At 54.5% G+C, this 22,255-nt stretch carries 20 protein-coding genes and 1 tRNA gene; 16 read left to right on the top strand and 5 right to left on the bottom strand.

The genetic code is table 11. The features are described from left to right. Positions 1 to 272: 272 nt before the first annotated feature. Together FD38_RS00460 and FD38_RS00455 are read left to right on the top strand one after the other, a co-directional pair. Positions 273 to 1,532, top strand: a complete 1,260-nt coding sequence (locus tag FD38_RS00460) for a carboxylate--amine ligase (protein WP_057730167.1) — start codon at positions 273 to 275, stop codon at positions 1,530 to 1,532. Between the two features lie 5 nt (positions 1,533 to 1,537). Continuing rightward, positions 1,538 to 2,248, top strand: a complete 711-nt coding sequence (locus tag FD38_RS00455; RefSeq protein WP_057730166.1) for an aspartate/glutamate racemase family protein — start codon at positions 1,538 to 1,540, stop codon at positions 2,246 to 2,248. 84 nt (positions 2,249 to 2,332) lie between these two features. Here the strand turns inward: FD38_RS00455 and FD38_RS00450 are convergent, their stop codons facing one another. Further along, positions 2,333 to 2,674 carry a DUF1516 family protein gene (locus FD38_RS00450; protein WP_057730164.1) on the bottom strand — a complete coding sequence of 114 codons (342 nt, stop codon included), beginning with the start codon at positions 2,672 to 2,674 and terminating at the stop codon, positions 2,333 to 2,335. A 238-nt stretch (positions 2,675 to 2,912) separates the two neighbouring features. Next, positions 2,913 to 4,232 carry a peptidoglycan recognition protein family protein gene (locus FD38_RS00445; protein ID WP_307724762.1) on the bottom strand — a complete coding sequence of 440 codons (1,320 nt, stop codon included), beginning with the start codon at positions 4,230 to 4,232 and terminating at the stop codon, positions 2,913 to 2,915. Positions 4,233 to 4,571: 339 nt separating this feature from the next. Here FD38_RS00445 and FD38_RS00440 point away from each other — a divergent pair, with 339 nt between their 5' ends. The 9 genes from FD38_RS00440 (at position 4,572) to FD38_RS00400 (ending at position 15,413) form a co-directional block, all read left to right on the top strand. After that, positions 4,572 to 4,823: a hypothetical protein gene (locus FD38_RS00440; protein WP_057730162.1), complete on the top strand. Its 252-nt coding sequence runs from the start codon at positions 4,572 to 4,574 to the stop codon at positions 4,821 to 4,823. Between the two features lie 83 nt (positions 4,824 to 4,906). Beyond that, a tRNA-Gly gene (locus FD38_RS00435) sits at positions 4,907 to 4,977 on the top strand. Positions 4,978 to 5,262: 285 nt separating this feature from the next. Then, positions 5,263 to 6,954 (top strand): arginine--tRNA ligase, encoded by a 1,692-nt coding sequence (argS, locus tag FD38_RS00430; RefSeq protein WP_057730161.1) that lies wholly within the window; start codon positions 5,263 to 5,265, stop codon positions 6,952 to 6,954. 171 nt (positions 6,955 to 7,125) lie between these two features. Further along, positions 7,126 to 7,593, top strand: coding sequence for an arginine repressor (locus FD38_RS00425; RefSeq protein ID WP_057730159.1), 468 nt, complete (start codon positions 7,126 to 7,128; stop codon positions 7,591 to 7,593). A 357-nt stretch (positions 7,594 to 7,950) separates the two neighbouring features. Next, positions 7,951 to 10,050 carry a PBP1A family penicillin-binding protein gene (locus tag FD38_RS00420; protein WP_057730157.1) on the top strand — a complete coding sequence of 700 codons (2,100 nt, stop codon included), beginning with the start codon at positions 7,951 to 7,953 and terminating at the stop codon, positions 10,048 to 10,050. Between the two features lie 121 nt (positions 10,051 to 10,171). Continuing rightward, positions 10,172 to 10,516, top strand: coding sequence for a YlbF family regulator (locus FD38_RS00415; RefSeq protein ID WP_057730156.1), 345 nt, complete (start codon positions 10,172 to 10,174; stop codon positions 10,514 to 10,516). A gap of 74 nt (positions 10,517 to 10,590) precedes the next feature. After that, positions 10,591 to 11,802: a metallophosphoesterase family protein gene (locus FD38_RS00410; protein WP_057730154.1), complete on the top strand. Its 1,212-nt coding sequence runs from the start codon at positions 10,591 to 10,593 to the stop codon at positions 11,800 to 11,802. Beyond that, positions 11,792 to 14,425 carry an ATP-binding protein gene (locus FD38_RS00405; protein ID WP_057730152.1) on the top strand — a complete coding sequence of 878 codons (2,634 nt, stop codon included), beginning with the start codon at positions 11,792 to 11,794 and terminating at the stop codon, positions 14,423 to 14,425. The genes FD38_RS00410 and FD38_RS00405 overlap by 11 nt, the downstream gene beginning before the upstream one ends. 13 nt (positions 14,426 to 14,438) lie before the next feature. Continuing rightward, positions 14,439 to 15,413 (top strand): 3'-5' exoribonuclease YhaM family protein, encoded by a 975-nt coding sequence (locus FD38_RS00400; protein ID WP_057730150.1) that lies wholly within the window; start codon positions 14,439 to 14,441, stop codon positions 15,411 to 15,413. Between the two features lie 115 nt (positions 15,414 to 15,528). On the opposite strand, the gene FD38_RS00395 is transcribed toward FD38_RS00400, so the two are convergent. The 3 genes from FD38_RS00395 to FD38_RS00385 all read right to left on the bottom strand — a co-directional run bounded on the left by FD38_RS00395 (position 15,529) and on the right by FD38_RS00385 (position 17,332). After that, positions 15,529 to 16,437: a peptidylprolyl isomerase PrsA gene (locus tag FD38_RS00395; protein ID WP_057730148.1), complete on the bottom strand. Its 909-nt coding sequence runs from the start codon at positions 16,435 to 16,437 to the stop codon at positions 15,529 to 15,531. Between the two features lie 106 nt (positions 16,438 to 16,543). Then, a complete protein-coding gene (locus tag FD38_RS00390; protein ID WP_057730146.1) occupies positions 16,544 to 16,870 on the bottom strand; it encodes a hypothetical protein in 327 nt (108 codons plus the stop codon). Positions 16,871 to 16,873: 3 nt separating this feature from the next. Beyond that, complete coding sequence (locus FD38_RS00385) at positions 16,874 to 17,332, bottom strand: HIT family protein (protein WP_371862776.1); 459 nt, start codon at positions 17,330 to 17,332, stop codon at positions 16,874 to 16,876. Between the two features lie 201 nt (positions 17,333 to 17,533). On the opposite strand from FD38_RS00385, the gene FD38_RS00380 reads away from it, so the two are divergent. The 5 genes from FD38_RS00380 to FD38_RS00360 all read left to right on the top strand — a co-directional run bounded on the left by FD38_RS00380 (position 17,534) and on the right by FD38_RS00360 (position 22,228). After that, entirely contained in the window at positions 17,534 to 18,268 is a 735-nt protein-coding gene (locus FD38_RS00380; protein ID WP_057730144.1) for an ABC transporter ATP-binding protein, read from the top strand. Continuing rightward, positions 18,265 to 19,491 (top strand): ABC transporter permease, encoded by a 1,227-nt coding sequence (locus FD38_RS00375; protein WP_057730142.1) that lies wholly within the window; start codon positions 18,265 to 18,267, stop codon positions 19,489 to 19,491. The genes FD38_RS00380 and FD38_RS00375 overlap by 4 nt, the downstream gene beginning before the upstream one ends. Positions 19,492 to 19,552: 61 nt before the next feature. Beyond that, the gene (locus tag FD38_RS00370; protein WP_057730140.1) at positions 19,553 to 20,344 is read left to right on the top strand and encodes a phosphotransferase family protein; all 792 of its coding nucleotides are present in this window, start codon (positions 19,553 to 19,555) and stop codon (positions 20,342 to 20,344) included. Positions 20,345 to 20,407: 63 nt separating this feature from the next. Continuing rightward, on the top strand, positions 20,408 to 21,055 hold the full coding sequence (trmB, locus tag FD38_RS00365; protein WP_057730139.1) for a tRNA (guanosine(46)-N7)-methyltransferase TrmB: 648 nt from the start codon (positions 20,408 to 20,410) through the stop codon (positions 21,053 to 21,055). A 102-nt stretch (positions 21,056 to 21,157) separates the two neighbouring features. Then, positions 21,158 to 22,228, top strand: a complete 1,071-nt coding sequence (locus tag FD38_RS00360; protein ID WP_057730137.1) for a competence protein CoiA — start codon at positions 21,158 to 21,160, stop codon at positions 22,226 to 22,228. Positions 22,229 to 22,255: the final 27 nt, after the last annotated feature.

The raw sequence follows: 22,255 nt of genomic DNA, 5'->3' as shown, positions 1-22,255 counted from the left end.
GCACTTTGTTTATTAGGAAAAAGTATTTTTTGAGCATAACTATCGATTCTGTTAAAGAGTTGTGGTAGGTTCGAAGGAGGGCGTTTGCGGCGGCAAAACCGCTGACGAATTGCCCCCCTGCGTGGTTCACAGTAAACGGCGGGCTAATCGGCTTCATCCGGGACTCAGCGCTACCGGGATTATCTCAAGAGGGACCACGCATCAATAATAGTATAAAAAAATCAGCAACCGCAAACGTTGCGTAAGTAGTTGTGAAGGGACTTTGTTTAGTTATGGAAACCAAAAACGGCGTCAAATTTACCCCAGTCTTATTGGGGAGTGACTTTAACGTTTACGGGATGGCCCGGTCGTTTTATGACCTCTACCACCAACCCGTTCAGGCCTTTGCCAGCATTCAATTGGCACCGACCCGCTACACCAAGGTGGTCAACCTGGAACTGATTCCCGGGTTTGACGAAGATCCCGTCTGGATCGAAACCATGCGTAAATTAAAGGAACGCTATGCTAACCATCCCGAACCCGTGATCCTGATTGGGTGTGGGGACGGGTACGCTGAGCTGATCAGTAAGCATAAGGCCGAACTCGAAGACGTCTTCATCTGCCCGTACGTCGATTACGACCAATTACGGCAATTGAACAACAAGGAAAACTTCTACAAGGTCTGTGACCAGTACGGTTTACCGTACCCGCACACCAAGATCATCACCAAGGCCGAAGCGACCAGCGGTGAGCCCATCGACCAGCCGTTTGGCTACCCGGTAGCCCTTAAGCCCGCCAACAGTGTTGAATGGCTCGACGTGCACTTTGAAGGGCGCAAGAAGGCCTTCCGGATTCAGTCGGCAGCCGAGTTCAAGGACATCGTGGGTAAGATCTACACCAACGGCTACACGTCGGACCTGATCTTGCAGGACTTCATCCCCGGTGACGACAGTAACATGCGGGTGCTCAACGCCTACGTGGACCAAGACCACCACGTCAAGATGATGTGTCTGGGGCACCCCTTACTGGAAGATTGCGCCCCGTCGGCCATCGGAAACTACGTGGCGATCATTCCGGAATACAACGAAACGATTTACCAGGACATCCAAAAGTTCTTGGAGGCCATCAACTTTACCGGTTACGCCAACTTCGACATGAAGTACGATTCGCGCGACCAGTCCTTCAAATTGTTTGAAATCAACTTACGGCAGGGCCGGAGTAGCTTCTTCGTGACGCTCAACGGCTATAACCTGGCCGACTGGGTGGTCAAGGACTACGTGACCCACAGTTTGACCGACGCCCCGACCGTTTACGGCAACCAGGACGCCGACCACCACGCCTTATGGCTGGGGGTTCCCGTCAAGGTCTTTAAGCAGTATACTCGAGAAAACGCGGATAAAGAGCGCGCCTTGAAGTTGATTGCGGCGGGCCAATACGGTACGACTTACCGTTACGACCAGGACATGAACCTGAAACGCTGGGCCTTGATCAAGTGGATGGAACACAATTACACGGTCAACTTCAAGAAGTACTTTGCGGAAAATAAGGGGTAAGACTTATGCAAAAATTCTTTACGATTATTGGCGGCATGGGCACCATGGCCACCGAAAGTTACCTGCACCAGTTGAACTTACGGACACCGGCGCACGCTGATCAGGAGTATTTGAATTACATCTTGGTGAACCACGCCACGGTGCCGGACCGGACGACCTATATCCTGGACCATACCCAGGAAAGCCCGTTGCCCAGTCTGTTAGAGGATATCCGGCAACAGAGCTTATTGAAACCGGAATTCTTCACCTTACCTTGCAACACGGCACACTATTTCTTTGACGAGTTACAGGCGGCAACGGACGTGCCCATCCTGCACATGCCGCGCGAAACGGTCAAGGAAATCCAGCGCAAGTACCCGACAGCTAAGCGAATCGGAATCACCGGGACGCGGGGGACCATCGCCGATAAGATCTACGAAGACGAATTGAACCGTGCGGGCTTAACGCCAGTCTTGCCAACGGCAGCCATCGAAAACCAGACTATGGAACTGATTTACGATGACATCAAGGAAAACAACACGGTGGACGCGCAACTGTTCCACGGAATCGTCCGTCAGATGGTCGAGGACCAACACGCCGACGTGGTCATCTTAGGCTGCACGGAGTTGTCCTTAGCCAACGAACGGGAGCCCGAAACCACGTATCCGGTGGCCGACGGGCAGTCCATTTTAGTGGACCGGACGTTGGAAAAGGCGCTGGCTCTCCAGAAAAAGTAAAACTCAAAAAGCGTCGCGAGGGAGGTTTAACTCTCTCGCGGCGCTTTTGTGATTCAGAGAAACGGGGGTGAATCCGGTTAAGCGTTACTTAAAGGCCAGCATTAAGCCTAGCCCGGCCGTAATCAAGCCCACGATGCCCATGATGAAGTACACCAGGTGGGTCTGGTCCCGTTCCATTTTGCGGCCAAAACTGATTTCAATTAAGGCGATGGTGCCAATCCCCAACGCGAACTTGAGGCTGACCAGAAGAGGGTTATGCCCGAAAGTTCGAATACTGAGCACGACCCCACTAATGATCATCACCAAGTAAGCACAACGCGCGAGTAGCAGGAACTGGGTGACCCGTTTTTCGGCGTGGCGTGTGAGCCCGATGAGGACGGACAAAGTCAGCACAATCCAAGTCCAAAAGTGCAAGGTTAACCACATACAATCGCTTCCTTCCCCCAAACGTTTAACTTTAGCCTACCATACCTTGACGCCAACGCGGCATTAATTTAGCCGCTGATAACTAAAAATTAATTAACTGCTGATAATTGTGGCTGGTAACCATCTGCTGGGGCCTTGCTCAGTAGGTTAGGTGGCCGAAGACACTTCGAGAAAAGTGGGTCGGGGTAAATCAAAAAAGAGCCCGACGCTAGGCGTCAGGCTCAAAATCAGGAACACATTAGAAATTTAGGCTATTTTCGTTCGCCCAGTAGGCTTTCCCGTTGAGGGTCAACCGGTACCAGGTCGAGCCGTCCGTGGCCTTGTAGCCCTTCTTATTGACCTTGACGGTGGTTCCCGCACCGAAGTCGGTGGTGTGGGCCGTGGTCTTGGACAGGTAAGTCGAGTTTAAGACGTGGTTGTATAACGGCAGGCGAGTCGTGGTCTTCAACGTGGCACTCCCACTGGCGTCACTGTAGGTGACCTTCGGGAAGTTTAAGACCTTGCTGTAGACCCAGTACTTGTACCCGGAGTTCTTAGCGAACCGAATCCGGTACCAGGTGCCACCCCAACCACCACGCTTGACGCCGCGGCTATCGACGTAAACTTTAGTGCCCCGGTGGTCGCTACTCAAGCGGCCCCAACCGATCTTGTAGGCGCCCTTAGTGCCCTTAACGTGGTTGTAGACCGTCCAGTTGGTGTAATTGTTGGCCAATGTGGCCGTTTCGTTGTTGCCCCCGTGGTTGTAGCTCACGGTCTTCTTAGCGGCCGTAACGTGCGAGGTGCTTGTACTTGGGGCCGTCACCGCAGCGCTGGACGATGAGGAACTGGTCGTGGTGCTCGACGAATCCGTGGTACTCGTAGTGCTCGACGAATCCGTATTCGTCGTAGTGGTTCCACCTAGGTTAGCGTATTTTGCGTTGACCAGCGTCATGAAATCACTCATGGTGTAGGTGGTGCCAAAGTAATTGCGGGCGTTAGTGGACCAGTACCCGTCCGGATCGGTATGGTTCGTCCCGCCCAACAAGGTGGAAACGTTGTGGTGTGACAGGACCGTCGACTTGTACTTTGGCGTCAAACCGTATTGCTTCAGGATGTAGGCCGTGTAGTACGCGGCGTTGTTCAGTTCGCTCGCGAAGGCCGCTTTGGAATGGACTTCGACCTGTTCAAACTGTACGTAACGCGCGTTCCCCATGGGACCCGAGCCCCAAGACAAGTAATTCGTATTGGCGATGTTGATGATGTGGCTCGCATCAACGAACGTGTGGACGAACGCGTTTTGGTAATTGTTCTTCATATAGGTAATTTCGTTATAGATCGTCGAGTTGGGGTTGGCCGTTTCGTGGACGACCACGCCCTCGGGATGGTTGTTCCGGTACTTCAGTTTCGGAAAACCGGACCAGATATTTTTCGTGATGGTCGGGGTCCCGTAATTTTGACTCGCGATGTAGTCGTTGATTGTGTTGGCGCTGGCAACGGTTGTGGTCCCTAACCACAGCCCAAAACAGCCAGCAACCAGGGCGGTTCCGCGAACCACCCAGTGCTGCCAAGTCTTCATCATATTAATTTCTCCTCTTATGGTAAGTGGCTCATCCTCAATTTTTTCCAGGTGACAATGGTTCGATTATAACGTATCTTTTCACGATTGGGTATGTGGCACGCCTCGGTATTAATAAATTTGTCGTTCGGGAATCAAACTAGGTTGGGGGAACAACGAGACTTGAAAAACGGGAAATATCGGGTTTTACGGGTTTATTTAACGAAACCGGATACAAAGTTCGGCTTTTTCAAATTGTTGCAAACACCTTACAATTCAGTTGCAAACCCCAGTCAAGGTGCTTGCGGTCCTTGATGAACTTGGCTATAATGGGATATTGCATGATGAAAGGGGCGACCAGTGATGGCTGATAAGACAGAAAAGACGGAAGCACCCGAAAAGGACGCACTCAAGGTTGGCGATTACATCAAGGCCAAGAAGTTTGGTCCGTTGGAACACAGCTTTACCGGTGAGATCACCAAGGTGTATGATAATTCAGTTCTAGTAGAAATCAGGGACTATAATCCGGCCGATAAAACGGCGGTGGGGGACATGAATAACCGCGCCGTGGTTCGGAAGTCGACGGCCAAATTGACCAGTGCTCCCAAGGCTTAAACAGGATAAAAATAGAAAATTTGAATTTTTTTGCAAAAAGTAATGACAACTCACAAATGATATGCTATACTCATTTGTGTTGTGCGGGTGTAGTTTAGTGGTAAAATCCAAGCTTCCCAAGCTTGTGTCGCGGGTCCGATTCCCGTCACCCGCTTTCGAATGAGGCGGCCAATTAGGGCCGTCTTTCTTATTTTATTCGAAGGTTTAGTTTTAGCGGTTAGATGAGTAGGTTTATGTCGATTACACAGCGAGTCCGGGTGGGTGATAGCCGGACTAATCGCCGAACCGAAACGGACTAGCCGGTCAAAGATGAATTAATCATTTAAGTGGACTGTTAAAGTCAATTAGAGTGGTACCGCGGGAAAATCTCGTCTCTTACAGTAAAGTGTAAGGGGCGTTTTTTTGTCTCGTGGGCCCGCTTGATCAAGGAGGAATTCGGATGGATTACAAACAAAAAGTGACCGCTGCGTTGGTGCAAGCCTTAGATGGCCAGTTGACGGCCGAAGAAGTACAGGCCAAGTTGGAACGGCCGAAGACGTCGGACAAGGGGGATTTAGCCTTCCCCACGTTTACCTTAGCCAAGTTACTGCACCAAGCGCCGCAACAAATCGCCCAGAACTTAGCTGATAAGCTCGACACCACCGACTTTGAAAAGGTGGAAGTCGTGGGGCCTTACCTGAACTTCTTCTTCGATAAGGCGGGCTACAGTGCCGACACGTTAAAAACGGTCTTGACGGCTGGTGCCGACTACGGTCAAAACCAGGATGGCAACAACGGTAACGTGCCAATCGATATGTCGTCACCCAACATCGCTAAGCCGATGTCCATGGGGCATTTACGGTCCACGGTCATTGGAAACTCAATTGCCAACATCCTGACCAAGAACGGTTACCACCCAATCAAGGACAACCACTTGGGTGACTGGGGAACGCAATTCGGGAAGCTGATCACCGCCTACAAGCTGTGGGGGAACGAAGCCGACGTCAAGAAGGACCCCATCAACAAGTTGGTGGAATACTACGTGCGGTTCCATAAGGAAGACGTGGACAAGCCCGAACTCGACGACATCGCCCGGGAATGGTTCCGCAAGCTCGAAGCCGGCGACCCCGAAGCCCACAAGCTTTGGGAATGGTTCCGGGAAGTCTCCTTACAAGAATTCAACGACGTTTACAAGGAATTGGGCGTGAAGTTCGATACCTATAACGGGGAAGCCTTCTACAACGACAAGCTGGCCGAAGTCGTGCAACTCCTGAAGGACAAGCACTTGTTAGTTGAATCGGAGGGGGCCCAAGTGGTCGACTTGAGTAAGTACGACCTGAACCCGGCGTTGATTCTGAAGAGTGACGGGGCGTCGCTGTACATTACGCGCGACATCGCGACGGCATTGTACCGGGATCGGACCTACAGTCCCGTCAAGAACTTGTACGTGGTTGGGTCCGAACAGACCTACTACTTCAAGCAATTGAAGGCCGTGCTGGAAGAAATGGGCGTGAAGTCCGCGCCAAACTTGCAACACGTGCCGTTCGGCCTGATCACCGTGGACGGCAAGAAGCTGTCGACCCGTTCCGGTCGGATCATCTTGTTGGCCAAGGTGCTGGAAGAATCCGTCAAGTTGGCTCAAGAAGAAATCGCCGAAAAGAACCCAACCTTAGCTAACAAGGATGAAGTGGCCAAGCAGGTCGGGGTCGGCGCCATCGTCTTCGGTGACCTGAAGAACGAACGGACCAACAACATCGACTTCGTCTTAGCCGACCAGTTGAAGTTCGAAGGGGAAACCGGGCCTTACGTGCAATACGCGCACGCCCGGGCCGAAAGTATCCTGCGGAAGGCCGCCCACGTCGACGTTACGGCCGACGCCAATCAATTGACCGATCCGTTGGCTTGGGACACCATTAAGGCGTTAGCCGACTTCCCTCAAATCGTGAAGATGGCCTGCGACGAATTGGAACCATCCGTGATTGCCAAGTACGCGATTCGGTTAGCCAAGACCTTTAACAAATACTACGCACACGCCAAGATTCTGACCGACGATGCGGAATTATCCGCCCGGTTAGCCTTGGTCAAGGCCGTTTCCACGGTCTTGAAAGAAGCTTTGCGGCTCTTAGGGGTCCAAGCACCAGACGAAATGTAAACCAAGGCTTTAACGGGCCGTGGGCGCCATTGCTGATGAGCAATGGCGCCTTTTTTTGCGTTGAAAACGAATATTTGGTACACTGAATTCATAAATATTCAACGATTGGTGGCGAAAACCCCATTCTTGGATTTTACGTGATGCAATTTTATGCGGAGGGGGCAATTAGTCATGAAGAAGAGCATTCGCCAAGCACGAATTGAGCAATTGATTAACCAATATCCCATCGGCACCCAAGAGGAACTGATGGAACGGCTTCAAGCCGTGGGCATCCAGGCCACTCAGGCCACCATTTCACGGGACATTCGTGAGATGCAGATCGTGAAGGCCCAGGATGGTCACGGTCATTTGCGCTACACCATTTTTAAGGCGGGTAATCGGAGTGAAGAAGAGCACCTTCGCGAGACCATTAACGAAGTGGTCACCGGCCTGACCCGCGTCGAATTTGTCAATATTTTGAAAACGCTGCCGAGTAACGGGAACCTATTAGCGGCGATTTTTGACGACCTGAACATGCCCGAGATTGCGGGAACGTTGGCGGGACACGATACCATCTTCATTATCAGTCCCAGTGCGGACGTCGCCGAAAAGCTCCATGATCAGATTGCGGCCGAAATGAACCCGGAAATTGCCCACTAGATTGGCTTTAAAAGAGTGGCACTAGGGGTGGGCTGGTCGATTTGAATCAAATTTAGCGTTTAAGCCAGCCGCTAAGGTCCTCACGACCCTGCCCGTCAATGGGTGGGGTCGTTTTGCGTTGGTTTTTAAGCTGGATTAAAGCTTCATAAAGTTTCCGTGAAAGCCTAGCACGGGGGCCGGTCTATGCTAAAATAGACCATATTGTTAGGCGAAGCTCTCGGTAACGGGAGATTTTCGCCGCGGTTCGCCGACGTGCGGACTGGCTGCTTTGTTTCCGGGCCCCCACGTGGTCGTACGTGATCAGCGTGACGGGCAAGCCAATCCTAGCGTCTATTTTCTATTAGAAGAGGCTATTTCATGGATAACCAACAACCAAACCCAACGACCGAACGGGGATTCAAAGCGCGTTTCAAGCGCTTCTGGCATCGGTTTCAGTTGACGCGGTGGCTGATCGTGGTGCTAATGACCGGCTTTTTACTGATGAGTGGCTATTTGACCTTCATGGCCAAGACCGCCAACGTCGGTGATTTAAAGGCCGCTTTGGATAACCCCACGCAAATTTATGATCGGCACAACAAAAAGGCCGGGACGTTGTACTCCCAAAAGGGGACGTCCGTGCCGTTGTCCCAAATTTCGACCAATGTTCAACAGGCCGTCATCTCGACGGAAGACCGGAATTTTTACAAGGAACACGGCTTTTCCGTTAAAGGGATTGCCCGGGCCTTCTATTTATACGGGAAGAATAAATTGTTAGGTCGCGATTACATCAGTGGCGGGGGGAGTACCCTGACCCAGCAACTGGTCAAAAACGCCTACTTGACGCAGGAACAGACCTTTACGCGGAAGTTTAAGGAACTCTTCTTGTCGATCGAAGTGGAAAACGTCTATAGCAAGAAGGACATCTTGGCCATGTACCTGACCAACGCTTACTTCGGTAACGGGGTCTGGGGTGTACAAGATGCGTCCGAGCGTTACTTTGGCACTTCCGCAGCTAACTTGACGGTGCCGCAAGCCGCTGTGTTAGCGGGGATGTTGACCAATCCGAACGGGTATAATCCCATCGATCACCCGCAGGCGTCACGGCAGCGGCGAAACGTGGTCTTGGGATTAATGGCGCAGACCGGGGCCATCACGGCGGCTCAGGCTAAACAGTACCAAAGCACGGCCATCGTCACGACCGATAATTACACGTACAAGAACAGTTATAAGTACCCGTACTTCTTCGATGCCGTGATCAATGAAGCCATCAGCAAGTACGGGCTCACGGAATCCGAAATCATGAACAAGGGCTACAAGATTTATACCACCCTGGATCAAGGAAACCAGACGCAGATGCAGACGCTGTTTAAAAACAGTGCCTACTTCCCGGCTAACGCCAGTGACGGTACCAAGGTCCAAGCGGCCAGCATCGCCATCGACCCGAACACCGGGGGCGTCGAGGCCGTGGTCGGCGGTCGGGGCAAACACGTCTTCCGGGGCTATAACCGGGCCACCCAGATGCGGCGCCAACCGGGCTCAACCATTAAGCCGTTAGCGGTTTATACGCCGGCGCTGGAGAACGGCTACTACTATGATTCGCAGCTGACCGATAAGAAGAAGTCTTACGGTAGCAATCACTACTCGCCGCATAACTATGGCGGGGTGTACAGCGGGAAAATCCCGATGTATCAGGCGCTGGCTCAAAGTACCAACGCGCCGGCCGTCTGGTTACTCAACAAGATTGGCGTGGATAAGGGCTACGAGTCGGTCAAGAAATTCGGTTTGCCCGTCAGCAAGTCGGATAAGAACCTGGCCTTGGCGCTGGGGGGCTTGAAGACCGGGGTCTCACCGCAACAGTTGGCTCAGGCCTACACGGCGTTCGCCAACAACGGGACCATGCACTCGGCCCACTACATCCGCAAGATCGTTGACGCGTCGGGCAACGTGGTGGTTGACACCAACGAGACGGCGGCCAAGTCGACCAAGGTCATGTCCAGCAAGACCGCTAAGCAGATGACCAGTATGATGATGGGCGTCTTCAACTACGGGACCGGGGCGACGGCTAAACCGTACGGCTACACGATTGCCGGCAAGACCGGGAGTACTGAGGCCGACGGCGATACCGATGCGACCCGGGACAAGTGGATCGTGGGATACACCCCCGACGTGGTCGTGACCACCTGGGAAGGGTTTGACAGCACCAGCAGTAAGCATCACTTGGAAAACGTCAGTGGTACCGGTGAAGGGCCGCTCTTCCAGGCCGAAATGCAGGGCATCTTACCGAACACCAAGGGCACCGCGTTTGACACCAAGGATGCGTCGACGCTGGCGAACGCTCAGAGTAATGGCTCGTCCAGTTCGTCGAGTGACATCTGGGATTCCGTCCAGAAGGGCATCGACAACGCCGGCAAGTCGTTCAACAACGTGGCCGACAAGGTCAAGTCCTGGTGGGAAAAGGCCAAGTCGGCGATCGACTAAGGTGGTTGGCGGGGTGGTCCCCCTAAATTACCGCGCGAATTGTAAATCTTCCCTAGGGAGCGGTTGCAAAGCATGGTACAATGTTAGGTGAACGTTTTAAATTCGAGGAGGAACTCCCATTATGGCTGAAAACCTAAAAGACTTGGGCGCCAGTGTGGCCCAAGCATTACAAGCAACGCCGGAATACCAGGCACTCCAAACTGCTTTCACCACCATGAAGGCGGATGCGGACACCTACAAGTTGTTCCAAGATTTCCAAAACTTACAAATGAGTTTGCAACAAAAACAAATGTCCGGCCAACAACTGAGCGATGACGAACTCAAACAGGCTCAGGAATTAGCCACCCAAGTGGGCGCTAAGCCGGCCATTAAGGACCTGATGGCGAAGGAAAAAGACGTCAACCAGATCTTAAACGACTTAAACAGTACGATTACCAAGCCGATTCAGAATATTTACCAGGGCTAAAAATCAATCGTCGGTGTTTTCCTTCCACGCGAAGGGGCGCACCGGCGATTTTTTTGAAGGGATAGTGATCAACCGTGAAATTCATTCATGCCGCCGACTTACATTTGGATAGTCCGTTTCTAGGACTGACCGGCTTGCCCACCCAGCTCGCGGCGCAGGTCCGCCAATCGACCTTTGCGGCCGCCACCAAGATCTTCGACCGGGCCTTAGCCGAACACGTGGACTTCGTGTTACTGGCGGGCGACCTCTTCGATCGCGCGGAGCAAAGTGTGGCCGCTCAGGCGTACCTGTTCGACCAATTCCGGCGGTTAGCGGCCGCGCAGATCCCCGTGGTGATTAGCTTCGGTAATCACGATTATGCGACCGACCAACATCAGCTGGTGGCCTATCCGGCAAACGTGACGGTGTTTGGTCCCGACGTCACGACCACGACCCTAACGTTAAAGTCGGGAGAGACCGTGGCCATTAGTGGTTTCAGCTACCCGCAACGCTGGGTCAGTGACGACGTGGTGGCCGCTTATCCGCCCCACGCCGCCACGGACTGGCATTTGGGGATGCTGCATGGCGCCGTGGCGACGGGGGGAACTAACGACCACTACGCACCGTTTACCCTTGACGACCTGCGCCAAAAGCATTACGACTACTGGGCGTTGGGCCACATTCACCACCATCGTCTCTTGGCGGAGAATCCGCCCATTGTGTATGCGGGTAATCCCCAGGGACGCGCGATTAACGAGACTGGCGCCAAGGGGGCTTACTTGGTGACCAGTCAGGGCCACGAGTTGGTCCCGGAATTCTTTGAGACGGCGGTCCTGGCCTGGGACACGGCCACGTTGACGACCGCCGCCACGACGCTGGTGGCGTTGGGTCAGGAACTGACCGACTGGCTCACGGCGCATCCCGCGTCACTGCCGACGTTAACGGCCCTGACGATCACCACGACTCGGTCGTTGGCAGCGGAAGAACAGGCCCGCTTGGCGGAGTGGCCTGCCCTGTTTCAACGGACCCAACGTACGGCGTTACGAGCCGCTAACCGCTATTTTGTGCGGCTTACGGTGGTCCCGCCGACCGCCACGCTGACGGCACCGGAACTGGACCAGTCCTACTGGGAGCAGGGGGCCGCGCAGGTCTTTACGCCGGCCAACGTCCAGAGTGTTTTCGGCAAGCTCGCGCAGGAACCCAGCTTGGCGGCCTGGCTGGACCAGGTCACGCCGAGAGACTTGCAGCAAGCGGCTAGTCGGCGGCTCAATCAACGGGTAAGGGGGGAGAATCCCGATGTATCTTAAAACACTGACGTTATTTGGTTTTGGCCAATTTCACGACCGGACCTTCGACCTGACGCCGGGGCTCAACGTTTTATTGGGGCCGAATGAAGCGGGCAAGTCGACCATCACACAATTTATTACGGCCATTTTATTCGGGTTTCCCACCAAGAAGCACCCCGAGTTACGGTATGAACCACTTGATGGTAGCCAGTTCGGCGGAAGCTTGGAGCTGGTCAAGGACGCCAACGTTTACCGGGTCACCCGGGTCGCCGGCGCGCGGGGTGGCAAGGTCACCCTGCAGAACCTCACCACGGATCTGACGTTACCCGCCACGCAACTGCCAAAGTTACTGGCGCCGGTCGATTTGGCGTTGTTCGAAAACGTCTATGCGCTCAACGAACTGCGGTTAGGAACCGTGTTTCAAGCGTCAAAACAGGTGGTGATGGATCGCTTACGCCACGTGGGGGCGGTGGGAAGCGACTTTTGGCTGGCGCAGGCCCAACAACTGGATAAGGCGGCCGACGAACGGTACAAACCGCAGGGCCGCAATCCGCAGTTGAACCAGCAACTCCAACAACACCGCGACCTGACCGCGAAACTCGAAAAGGCTAACGGCGCTTACCAGGAGTATTGGCGCTTGCTTCAGGACCAAGAAACTGCCCGGAAACGCCAAACGACACTGCAACACGACCTGGCGGCTAGCCGGCAACACGCGAACGACCTGGCCCAACAATTACAGGCCTGGCCCACCTATCAACAGTGGCAGGAACTGGGTCAGACAACGACCACCGCTACCACGGGCTTTACGGAAGACGACGTGACGGCTTTTGAACGGGTAACCAGTCAGGTGACCGCGGCGCAAAGTGCGCTGAAGGCCGACCAACACCGTTTGCAAAACCTACAGTCACACACCCAGCTACCCAAGATTTTTCAGGAGGCCTTGAAGGTCACCCCACAATTGACGCCGCTATTGGCCCAACTACCTACGATGACGGAGACCGAACAGGAACGCGCCCGGTTATTGGCGCAGCAACGGGACCTGGAACAACGAACTACGGGGATCGAGCGGCAGTACGCCACGGCTAGCGGGCAGATGCCGCGACCGTTTTCGCTAGCGACTACTCAACAGCTCAAACAATTACAGGATAACTTAGCGTTAGCCAATCAGAAGCGGCGGCGCTTACAGCAGGACCTGAATCAGGCCAACGAAGACTACCGACGCTTGCAGCCGACCCGGCAACGGCGGAATCCCTTAGCCGATAAGCAGGTCGGCTGGTTGGCCGCGGGGCTGGTCGCCTTGATTGGGGCCATGTTTTTGCCCGGTACCGTTTTTAAATTGGTGGGGGCGGCCCTAGGTATCGTGATCGGCTACTACGGGGTCTTCGTCGTGGAAAGCCAAACGCCGGCTAGCCGGCAGCTTCAAGCACTGGCCGACGACATCAAAGATCTGCAGGCCCAACTGCGAGAGGGCGGCCAGCGAATCGATGAGTTGACCGACCAGATTGACGCCATCGGCACCGCCCACGATTTGGGCCGGTTGCCCGCCGAACAATGGTTGGCCGCGCAGGCCGCCATTGGGGAGTGGGAGCGGTTGACCCAGCAGCTCGATAGCGTGCATCAGCGTTTGACGGCCACGGCCGCTACCCAACAGGACTTTCAAACGGCGGTGACGGCGCTGTTACCGTCGTTGGCGCATCAAGACTTCCGCGAGGTGTTGCACCAGCTCAACCAACTGCAGACCACCCAGCAACAGCTGGCGACACAGGATGGCGAGCTGGCCGGGTTAACGGCCCAACTCAAGCGCGACCAGACGGCCCTGACCACGGCCCAGGCCGCTCAGGCGACCTTCCTGCAGACCCGCAACGTTGCCGACGAGGCCGAATTTTATCACCAGTACCAGACGATTCGGGAGCAGGGCAACCGTGCGGCTCAATGCCAGGCCCTGGCCACGCAGTTAGGCGCTGCTCGGTTGGCCCAGCTACAGCGGACGGATCAGGCGACCTTAACGCAGGCTACGCAAACGGCCCAGGCCACCGCGGCCGACCAGCAACATCAGCTGGACACGGTGACCACGCACCTGGCCACGCTGGCCGGGCAACTGACCCATCTGACCAGTAGTGGGACCCAGGCGACCTTGCGGCAGAAGTTAGCGAACCTGGAGACCACGATGCAAGCCACGGCGCGAGAATGGCTCCTCGACCGGCTGACCAGTCAGTGGATCGCCGCTACGTTGGCGGCCGCTTCCGGGGACCGCTTACCGAAAATTGTGGCTCAGGCGGGAGAATTCTATGCGCAGCTCACCGAAAACCGGTATACTAAAATTGAATTGACCGCGGAGACGCTGCGCGTGCAACGGGCCGATGGGGCTTGGCGGACCGTGGGACAATTGTCCCGGGGGACGGCCGAACAACTCGACCTCGCCGTAAAGCTGGCGTTTGCCGTGATCATGCAGCCCCAGGCCGCCATGCCGATCGTGATCGACGACGGATTGGTCAACTTCGATGCGGACCGTCGCCAAGCGGCCTATCGTTTGTTAGCGAAGTTGGGCCACCACCTGCAGATCATTTTATTGACGGCCGATTCCGCGGCGCCAACCGTGGCGCAGGGCCCGACGAATCGGGTAGTGAACTTAACCTCAGAGTAGGAGGGATTTTCGAATGACGACCAAGAAACAGTTGTTAGACTATGCCGTGGACGATGCGGTGGACCTTTACGTATTATTGAAGTCTGCCGATGTTCGGACGGCGAAGAACGGTAAACCCTACATCGCCATGGTGTTTGAGGACCGTTCCGGTGAGATCTCCGGTAAATACTGGGACGCTTCGCCTAGTGATATCGAAAACTTTGTGGCGGGACGGGTGGTCCACCTGCAGGGGCGGCGAGAAAAGTACCAGACCCACCCGCAGATTAAGATCTTTCACCTCCAGGTGGCACCGAGTGAGACCGGCTTGACGGCCGGGGACTTCATCGAACGGGCCCCGATGACCCGTGAAGCAATGGAAGACTACATCAATCAGACCATCTTTGAAATTGAACAACCCACTTGGCAACGGTTGGTTCGCAAGTTGTTAACGCAGTATCGCGACCAATTCTTTACGTATCCGGCGGCCAAGAGTAACCATCACGCCTTTCAGGGGGGCTTGGCGTTTCACACGATTTCCATCCTGAAGCTCGCGCATCACGTGGTGGACCAGTACCCGGACCTCAACCGGTCGTTGCTTTACGCGGGGGCCATCCTGCATGATCTGGGGAAGACCATCGAATTGTCCGGGCCCAAAGCCACGACCTACACGCTGGCGGGGAATCTGGTGGGACACATCGTCTTGTTGGACGGCGAATTAGTCCGGGCGTGCGACCCGCTGAAGTTAGACCCGCAGGCCGAAGACGTCTTGTTACTGCGGCACATGGTGTTGAGTCACCACGGGTTATTAGAATACGGTTCACCGGTGCGCCCCGCGTTACGCGAAGCCGAGGTCTTACACCAACTCGACGAACTCGATGCGTCGATCATGATGCTCGACACGGTGGTCGACCACACGGCGCCCGGCGAGTTTTCCGAACGCGTCTTTGCTTTAGACGGTCGGCGGTTCTACCGACCAACGCAACCCCAAGCGCCGGATGCTGAATCCTAAAAAAAATCCCGTACCGATCAGGTTAGACCGGTACGGGATTTTTGACGTTGTGGGCACAAAATAAAAAACACGCTCGTCAATTGACGAAGCGTGCTCTTTAAAAGTTGCGTTCAGCTTACTTAGAAGAAGATGAAGCGCTGCTTGAGGACAGGTAGTCGGACAAGATGTTCTTCAAATCGTTATCCTTGATGGAAACGTTACCCTTCTTCAAGACCTTGGAAACAACGTTGTGCAAGACAGTGCTGTCATTCATATCGTTGTCGATAATCTGTTGCGTTAATTCAGCCTTGTGTTGCTTCAACGTCCCCTTACCAGGGTTGTTCTTCATTAAGATGACGTGGTAACCGTATTGCGTCTTAACCGGCGTCGTGGTGTATTCGTCAGTCTGTAACTTGAAGGCGGCCTTCTTGAAGGTCGAGTCCAAAGACGTGTCGGTACTGTCAAAGGCAGATAAGGCGCCACCCTTGTTCTTAGTGGCCGTATCCGTCGAGTACTTCTTGGCTAACTTCGTGAATTCAGTCGTCAAGTTGCTCTTCTTGGTGTCCTTTAAGTCGCTGATGATCTTGTTAGCAGTCGACTTCTTAGCCACTAAGATGTGGGCCACCGTGACCTTAGGTTCGTAGCTCTTGAATTGCTTCTTCAATTGCGCGTCGGTCACCTTGACGTTGTCCTTAACGGCTTCCTTCAGTAATAAGTTCGACCGGATTTCGGTCTTTAAACCGGATTGCGTCATGCCACTTTGAGACAGTACGCTGTTAAAGGAAGACCCGTATTGAGACTTGTACTTGTTGAATTGCTTGGTAACGGCCGACTTGCTGACCTTGCTACCGTATTGCTTTTCTAAGACCTTGTTTAAGATCATTTGTTGCAAGACTTGCTTACCGGAAGAAGTCCCCTTCAAGCTGCTGTAGTAGGCACTTTCGGTGATTTTGCCACCATTGGTCGTGGCAACGGTCTGGCTCCCACAACCGGCAAGCGTGACAGATAAGAGCACGCCGGCCAGGGCGATAAACCATTTCTTCATATTCCTCAACACATCCATTCATCAAAATTGGTGTAAACACCATACTCAGACATCATAACACAAAAATTGGCAAACCTAAAAAGGTCCCGGAACTTTTACAAAACCTTCAAGATTCGTGAGCTTCCAGGCGGGCCAAAGTCTCTTCAATCGCGGTAACCCGGGGGGCCACTTTGAATTGGAACTTGTCAATTTGCGTCTGAATGGCGTTCAAAGTTTGCGTGCCGTCCTCCAGCGCGGTGGAAAGCGCCTGCGCGTTAGCGGCGACCCGGTCCTTGGCCTGACGAATGTCGTCAAGTTGCTGGGTCGTTTGCTGAACGGAACGCTGTACTTTTTTGCCCCAGGTCACGGGGTCCTGTTGCGTTAAGGTTAGATAGGTCGCTAACCCAACACCGGCGGCTAACCCGACACCAGCTACGAAACGTCCTAATCCCATAAGTTAAGCCTCCAGTTGGGCCTTGATTTGAGCTTGAATGGCCGCGTATTTGGCCGGGGTGTAGTTCCCGGAATTGTCCTTAAAGATCATCTTAAAGTCGTCATCGTCGCTGTAGCGCGGCACTAAGTGGAAGTGGGAGTGAAAGACGGATTGGTAGGCCACCTTCCCGTTATTGTTGACGATGTTCATCCCCACGATGGTTGGATCAGCGGCTTTGACGGCCCGCGCAATCTTCGGAATACGCGCGAAGACGGCCGCAGCCAAATCGGTGTCGTAGGCGAAAATGTCTTGAACGTGGGTCTTGGGGATGACCAGCGTGTGGCCGGGAGTGCCCTGTGAGATGTCCAAAAAGGCCTTCACGATGTTGTCTTCGTACACGGTATAACTCGGGATGTCCCCCTTGAGGATCTTGCAGAAGATGCAATCATCGTCATAGTGGGGGTCAAGGGTCATTGGTTCCATGGAAACTCCTTCTTTCGTTGTGATTTCATTCATTATACACCACCAACGGGGTTGGGTTCAGCCGCATTACTCGTTTGCCGGGGGAGCTATGGTATAATAAGGCGGTTCAACTAAGAGCAGATGAGCGACGCCACCGGGAAAAACGGTGACGCTAAAATCAAAAGAACGTGTTCACTATTTTAAAAATGAAGGGATGATTCGATGGCATTAACGGTTAGCCATGTCGTGGGGGGGTACTCCCAAATTCCCGTTTTAAAGGATATTAGTTTTGACGTGCGGGACGGTGAATTAGTGGGGTTGATCGGCCTAAACGGGGCCGGAAAGTCGACCACCATCAACCACATTATTGGTCTCTTAACACCCCATAAGGGGGAGATCACCATCAACGGCGTTACCATCGCCCAGGATAGTCAGGCCTACAAGCAGCAGATCGCCTACATTCCCGAAACGCCGGTGTTGTACCAGGAATTGACGTTACGTGAGCACCTCGAAATGACCATGATGGCCTACGATTTAGATCAAAAGGCGGCCTGGGTCACGGCCCACGAGTTATTGAAGACCTTTCGGCTGGATAATAAGCTGGACTGGTTCCCCGCGAACTTTTCTAAGGGGATGAAGCAAAAGGTGATGATCGTTTGCGCCTTTTTGACCCAAGCCAAGCTGTTCATTATCGACGAACCCTTCTTGGGCCTCGATCCGTTGGCGGTCAACGACTTATTGAATCTAATCGAACAACGTAAACAGCAGGGGGCCAGCATTTTGATGTCGACCCACGTCTTAGACACGGCCCAACGGTACTGTGACCGCTTCGTGTTGCTGCATGCGGGGCAGGTCGAGACTGAAGGCACGCTGAGTGAATTACAAGCCGCTCTTCCGGAAGCGGGGGAATCACTGAACGATATTTACCTGTCGATGACCAAGGTCGACCGCGCATGATCGGCCTCTTTCAACAACGCCGGCAGCGCCATCTCCGGGAAATGGCGAAGTATCTGCGGCTGGTTTTTAACGATTTCTTTGTCTTTGCGTTACTGTTCTTCTTGGGGGGCCTGGGACTAGGCTACTCCAACGTGCTCAAACAACTAACGACCGGCCTCTGGTGGGCACCCTTTGTGGCCTTGGCGGTACTGGCCATCACCGCGCAGGTGGGCCGGTTCGCCACACTGATCGAAGATGCCGACCGGGTCTTCCTGCTGCCTAAGGAACGAGCGATGCACGATTACTTCGTGGTCGCGCGCCGGTACAGCCAATGGTTGGCCCAGGCGACTCAGTTGATTTTATTGTTCATTTTGACGCCGTTTCTGCGGGTCACCTTGGACTGGTCGTTGGCTCAAGTCGCCGGTTTAGTAGTGGCCCAAGTACTGCTGAAGGATACCTTACTGCGGCTGGACTTGGCGAGCGCCTACCAGGTGACCGGCCAACGGCGCATGAATCATTGGACGGTCAAATGGGGCATGAGCCTGATCATCTTGGCCGTGGCTTTGTGGGTGACGCCGTACGTTGCCGGCGCTTTGAGCCTGGTCGCCGATATCGCGGTGGCCGGGTGGTTCCACCAACACTGGGCACACCAACAGATTCGTTGGCGGGAACAAATCGCCAGCGAAGATAACCGGATGCTTGGGATTTACCGGTTCTTTAACCTATTCACCGACGTGCCGATGGTCAAGGGAACGATTCACCGGCGGCGTTATCTGGATGGCCTCTTGCGCCGGATTCCGGTCCAACGCGACAAGACGTATCTCTACCTCTATAGTCGCGGGATGCTACGGGGCACCGAATTTAGTGGTCTCGTGGTGCGGTTGACCGTGATTGGCATGCTCCTGCTCGCCTTCATTCAGGGGCGGTGGCTACCGGTCATCTTGACGGCCCTGTTTATCTACCTGATTGGGTTTCAACTCTTACCGTTCTTCCAGCAATACGATGACGTCGTGTTCACCCACGTCTATCCGCTGACCTGGGCCCAGCGACTCGGAAGTTTCGTGACCCTGGTGACCGGGATTCTGACCACCACGGCCATTCTGTTGTGGCTGGTGGTCGTGATCGCTAACCGCGACCTCATGACGGCTGGTGTGACGCTAGTGGTCGCCGCATTAGAGGTCGGGTACTTGGCGCGACTCTACACGCCGCAACGCTTGAAGCGCGCGGCCAAAAATAAAGGTTGACGCTGTCACCGTTGCCCCTTAAAATGGACAATAGCTGACAAATTGAGGAAGGGGTGGCACGATGACACCGAATATACGCGATGGCTGGCAATTATCCCCATTGGGTGGCAATACCGGAACGGCGTTTATGGGGACTAAGGCCTCCCAGAAGGTTTTCCTAAAACAAAACGCGTCACCGTTTTTAGCCGCGCTTTCCATGGAAGGCATCACGCCCCGGCTGGTCTGGACCCAACGGTTAGCCACCGGCGACGTGATGACCGCTCAAGAGTGGCTCAACGGCCGCACCCTTCACCGCATCGAGATGCGCCAACAACGCGTCGCCCGCTTGTTGCACAAGGTGCACCATTCCGAATTACTTCATAACATGTTGACCAAAGTCGGCGGCCGTTCTACGACGCCCGCCCAATTGCTGGAACGGTTGACCCCGACCATTGCGCCGGAGTTAAGCCAACACCCGTTGATTCAACGCGCGTTACAGGCGTTGAACGCGGAACAGCCGCAATTGCCCACGACTGCGTATGAAGTTTGCCACGGTGATTTAAACCATAAAAATTGGTTGTTGTCCGATCGCCAACGGTTATACCTGGTGGATTGGGACGCCGCGACGTTTGCGGATCCGGCCTTCGATTTAGGATCGTTATTGTGTGAGTACGTGCCATTGGAAGAATGGCAACGGTGGTTGCGCGATTACGGCGAGAAGGTCACGGATACTCTGACGGCCCGCGTTAATTGGTACGCGCGGATGCATTGCATCATTGTGATTGCCGAAAGTTACCGGCAACAGCGTTTCCAATTGATGAACCAACACTTGATCTTATTAGAGAAACTGACACGTGAGTCAGTACATGATTAACTTTGACGGCGGGGTGGGAGCCAACTTCCATACCCGCCGTTCGTCTTAAGGAGGACGTTTTACATGCGTGTGCGTAATAAACCCTGGGCCAAGGATTACCTGGCCGAACATGACGACTTGATGGTCACGGCGCCCGAAGCCTTGAAGGGCAACTGGGAAAGTCGGTTCCCAACGGACCAACCCCTGTACGTGGAAATCGGAACGGGGAAGGGCCAATTCATCGTTGAAATGGCCCGGCAACATCCGGAACGCAACTTCATCGGGATCGAAATCCAGATGTCCGTGATCGCCGTGGCCCTCAAGAAGGTCGTGGCTAGCGAACTGACCAACATTCAGATGGTCCATACGGATGGCGAGGCCGTGAACACACTGTTTGCCGCCGGGGAAGTCGCGGGACTGTACCTCAACTTTTCCGACCCGTGGCCGAAGTCGCGGCACGCTAAGCGGCGGTTGACCTCGCCCGTTTTTCTGGCCCACTACCAAGACGTTTTGGCGCCCGAAGGCCAACTCCAATTCAAGACCGATAACCGGGGCTTGTTCGAATACTCCTTGCAGAGTTTGAACAACTTCCCGATGGTCTTTGACGGCGTTTGGTTGGACCTGCACCAGGCGACCGATGGTGTAGAAGATATCCAGACCGAATACGAACAAAAATTCTCGGCGAAGGGGCCCATCTACCAGGTGATCGCCCACTTTCCCCAACAAGCTTAATTGATTAAATTACCTACTGGGACCTTATTCTGTTGGAATGAGGTCTTTTTTTCGTCCAAATGGCGATTGGTTACGGACCCTACCGGTAAGGAGGTGAGCTGAATGTTACTTGCAGAACTCGCAGATCAATTAGTCGACGCCCAGAATGCAACGCGGCGCCAGGATTACCGGTGTCCGGCCTGTCACGAACCGGTTCGCTTGCACCGGGGCCGGCAGGTCATCCCGTACTTCGCCCACTTACCCCGGAATCCGTGCGTGATCCAGGGGGAGGGTGAAACGACCGAACACCTTACGGGAAAACGCCAATTAGCAGATTTTTTTGCGGATTGGGGGCCCACCGAACTCGAACACGTTTTACCCACGATTCAGCAACGTGCCGATGTCTGGGTGGCCCGAACGTCCCAACCGGTGGCCGTGGAATTTCAGTGCAGTCCCTTGGCCCTGGACGGGGTCAGCGAGCGGACGGCCGGTTATCACCAAGTGGGGTGCTACCCGTTTTGGCTGCTGGGGAACCGCTACGCGCGGCAACGGCTGAATTGGGCGTTGATCGAACGGTTCATGGGATGGCTGCCCCACTGGGAACTCTGCCTATTGTTTTGGGACGTGCGCCGGCACCGGTTACGGGTGACCCACCACCTCTACCAGGACGCGGCGGGGCATTTTGGGGGTCAGATGACCGTGGTGGCGAATCTGGCGACGCTAATGGCGGGACCGGCGCAAGTGGATCCGTATCCTCGAATCTCGCTGAACCGAGTGCGCTATCATTGGGCGCAAGAACTTGCCCGCGCGACCCCCAATTTACGGCGCATTCAGGAGTTCTTGTACCTGCGGGGCCATCATTTGCTGGGCTTTCCCACGGCGTTTGGCACGACCGGTAGTACGCCACCGGTGCTGGGGCGAGGACTGTTACTCTGGCGCATCGTTTTCGGTACAGCGCTCTTTGGATTAACGGGTCCGGTGACCCCGGCGCGCCTGGCCCCCTTAGCGCAGGACTGCTTTGACCTGGTAAACGGCCACCAACGGACCGTACGGGTAAGTTTTCCGCACCTGATCGAACACCTTCAAGCCCAATTAGTGGCCGAACTGGTGCAACAGGGGTATCTAAGCGTCGTGCCGGGAGGCTGGCGTATCGTGCACCGGCCCCGCTGGCGATCGGCCCAACTTTTAGCGTGAGCCCCCGAGAGCTTGCCGTCAGGGTTT

It is taken from the genome of Levilactobacillus zymae DSM 19395 (assembly GCF_001434115.1).
Classification (GTDB): domain Bacteria; phylum Bacillota; class Bacilli; order Lactobacillales; family Lactobacillaceae; genus Levilactobacillus; species Levilactobacillus zymae.
The sequence above is the reverse complement of the archived record's forward strand: the minus strand, read 5'-3'. Positions and strand labels throughout refer to the sequence as shown.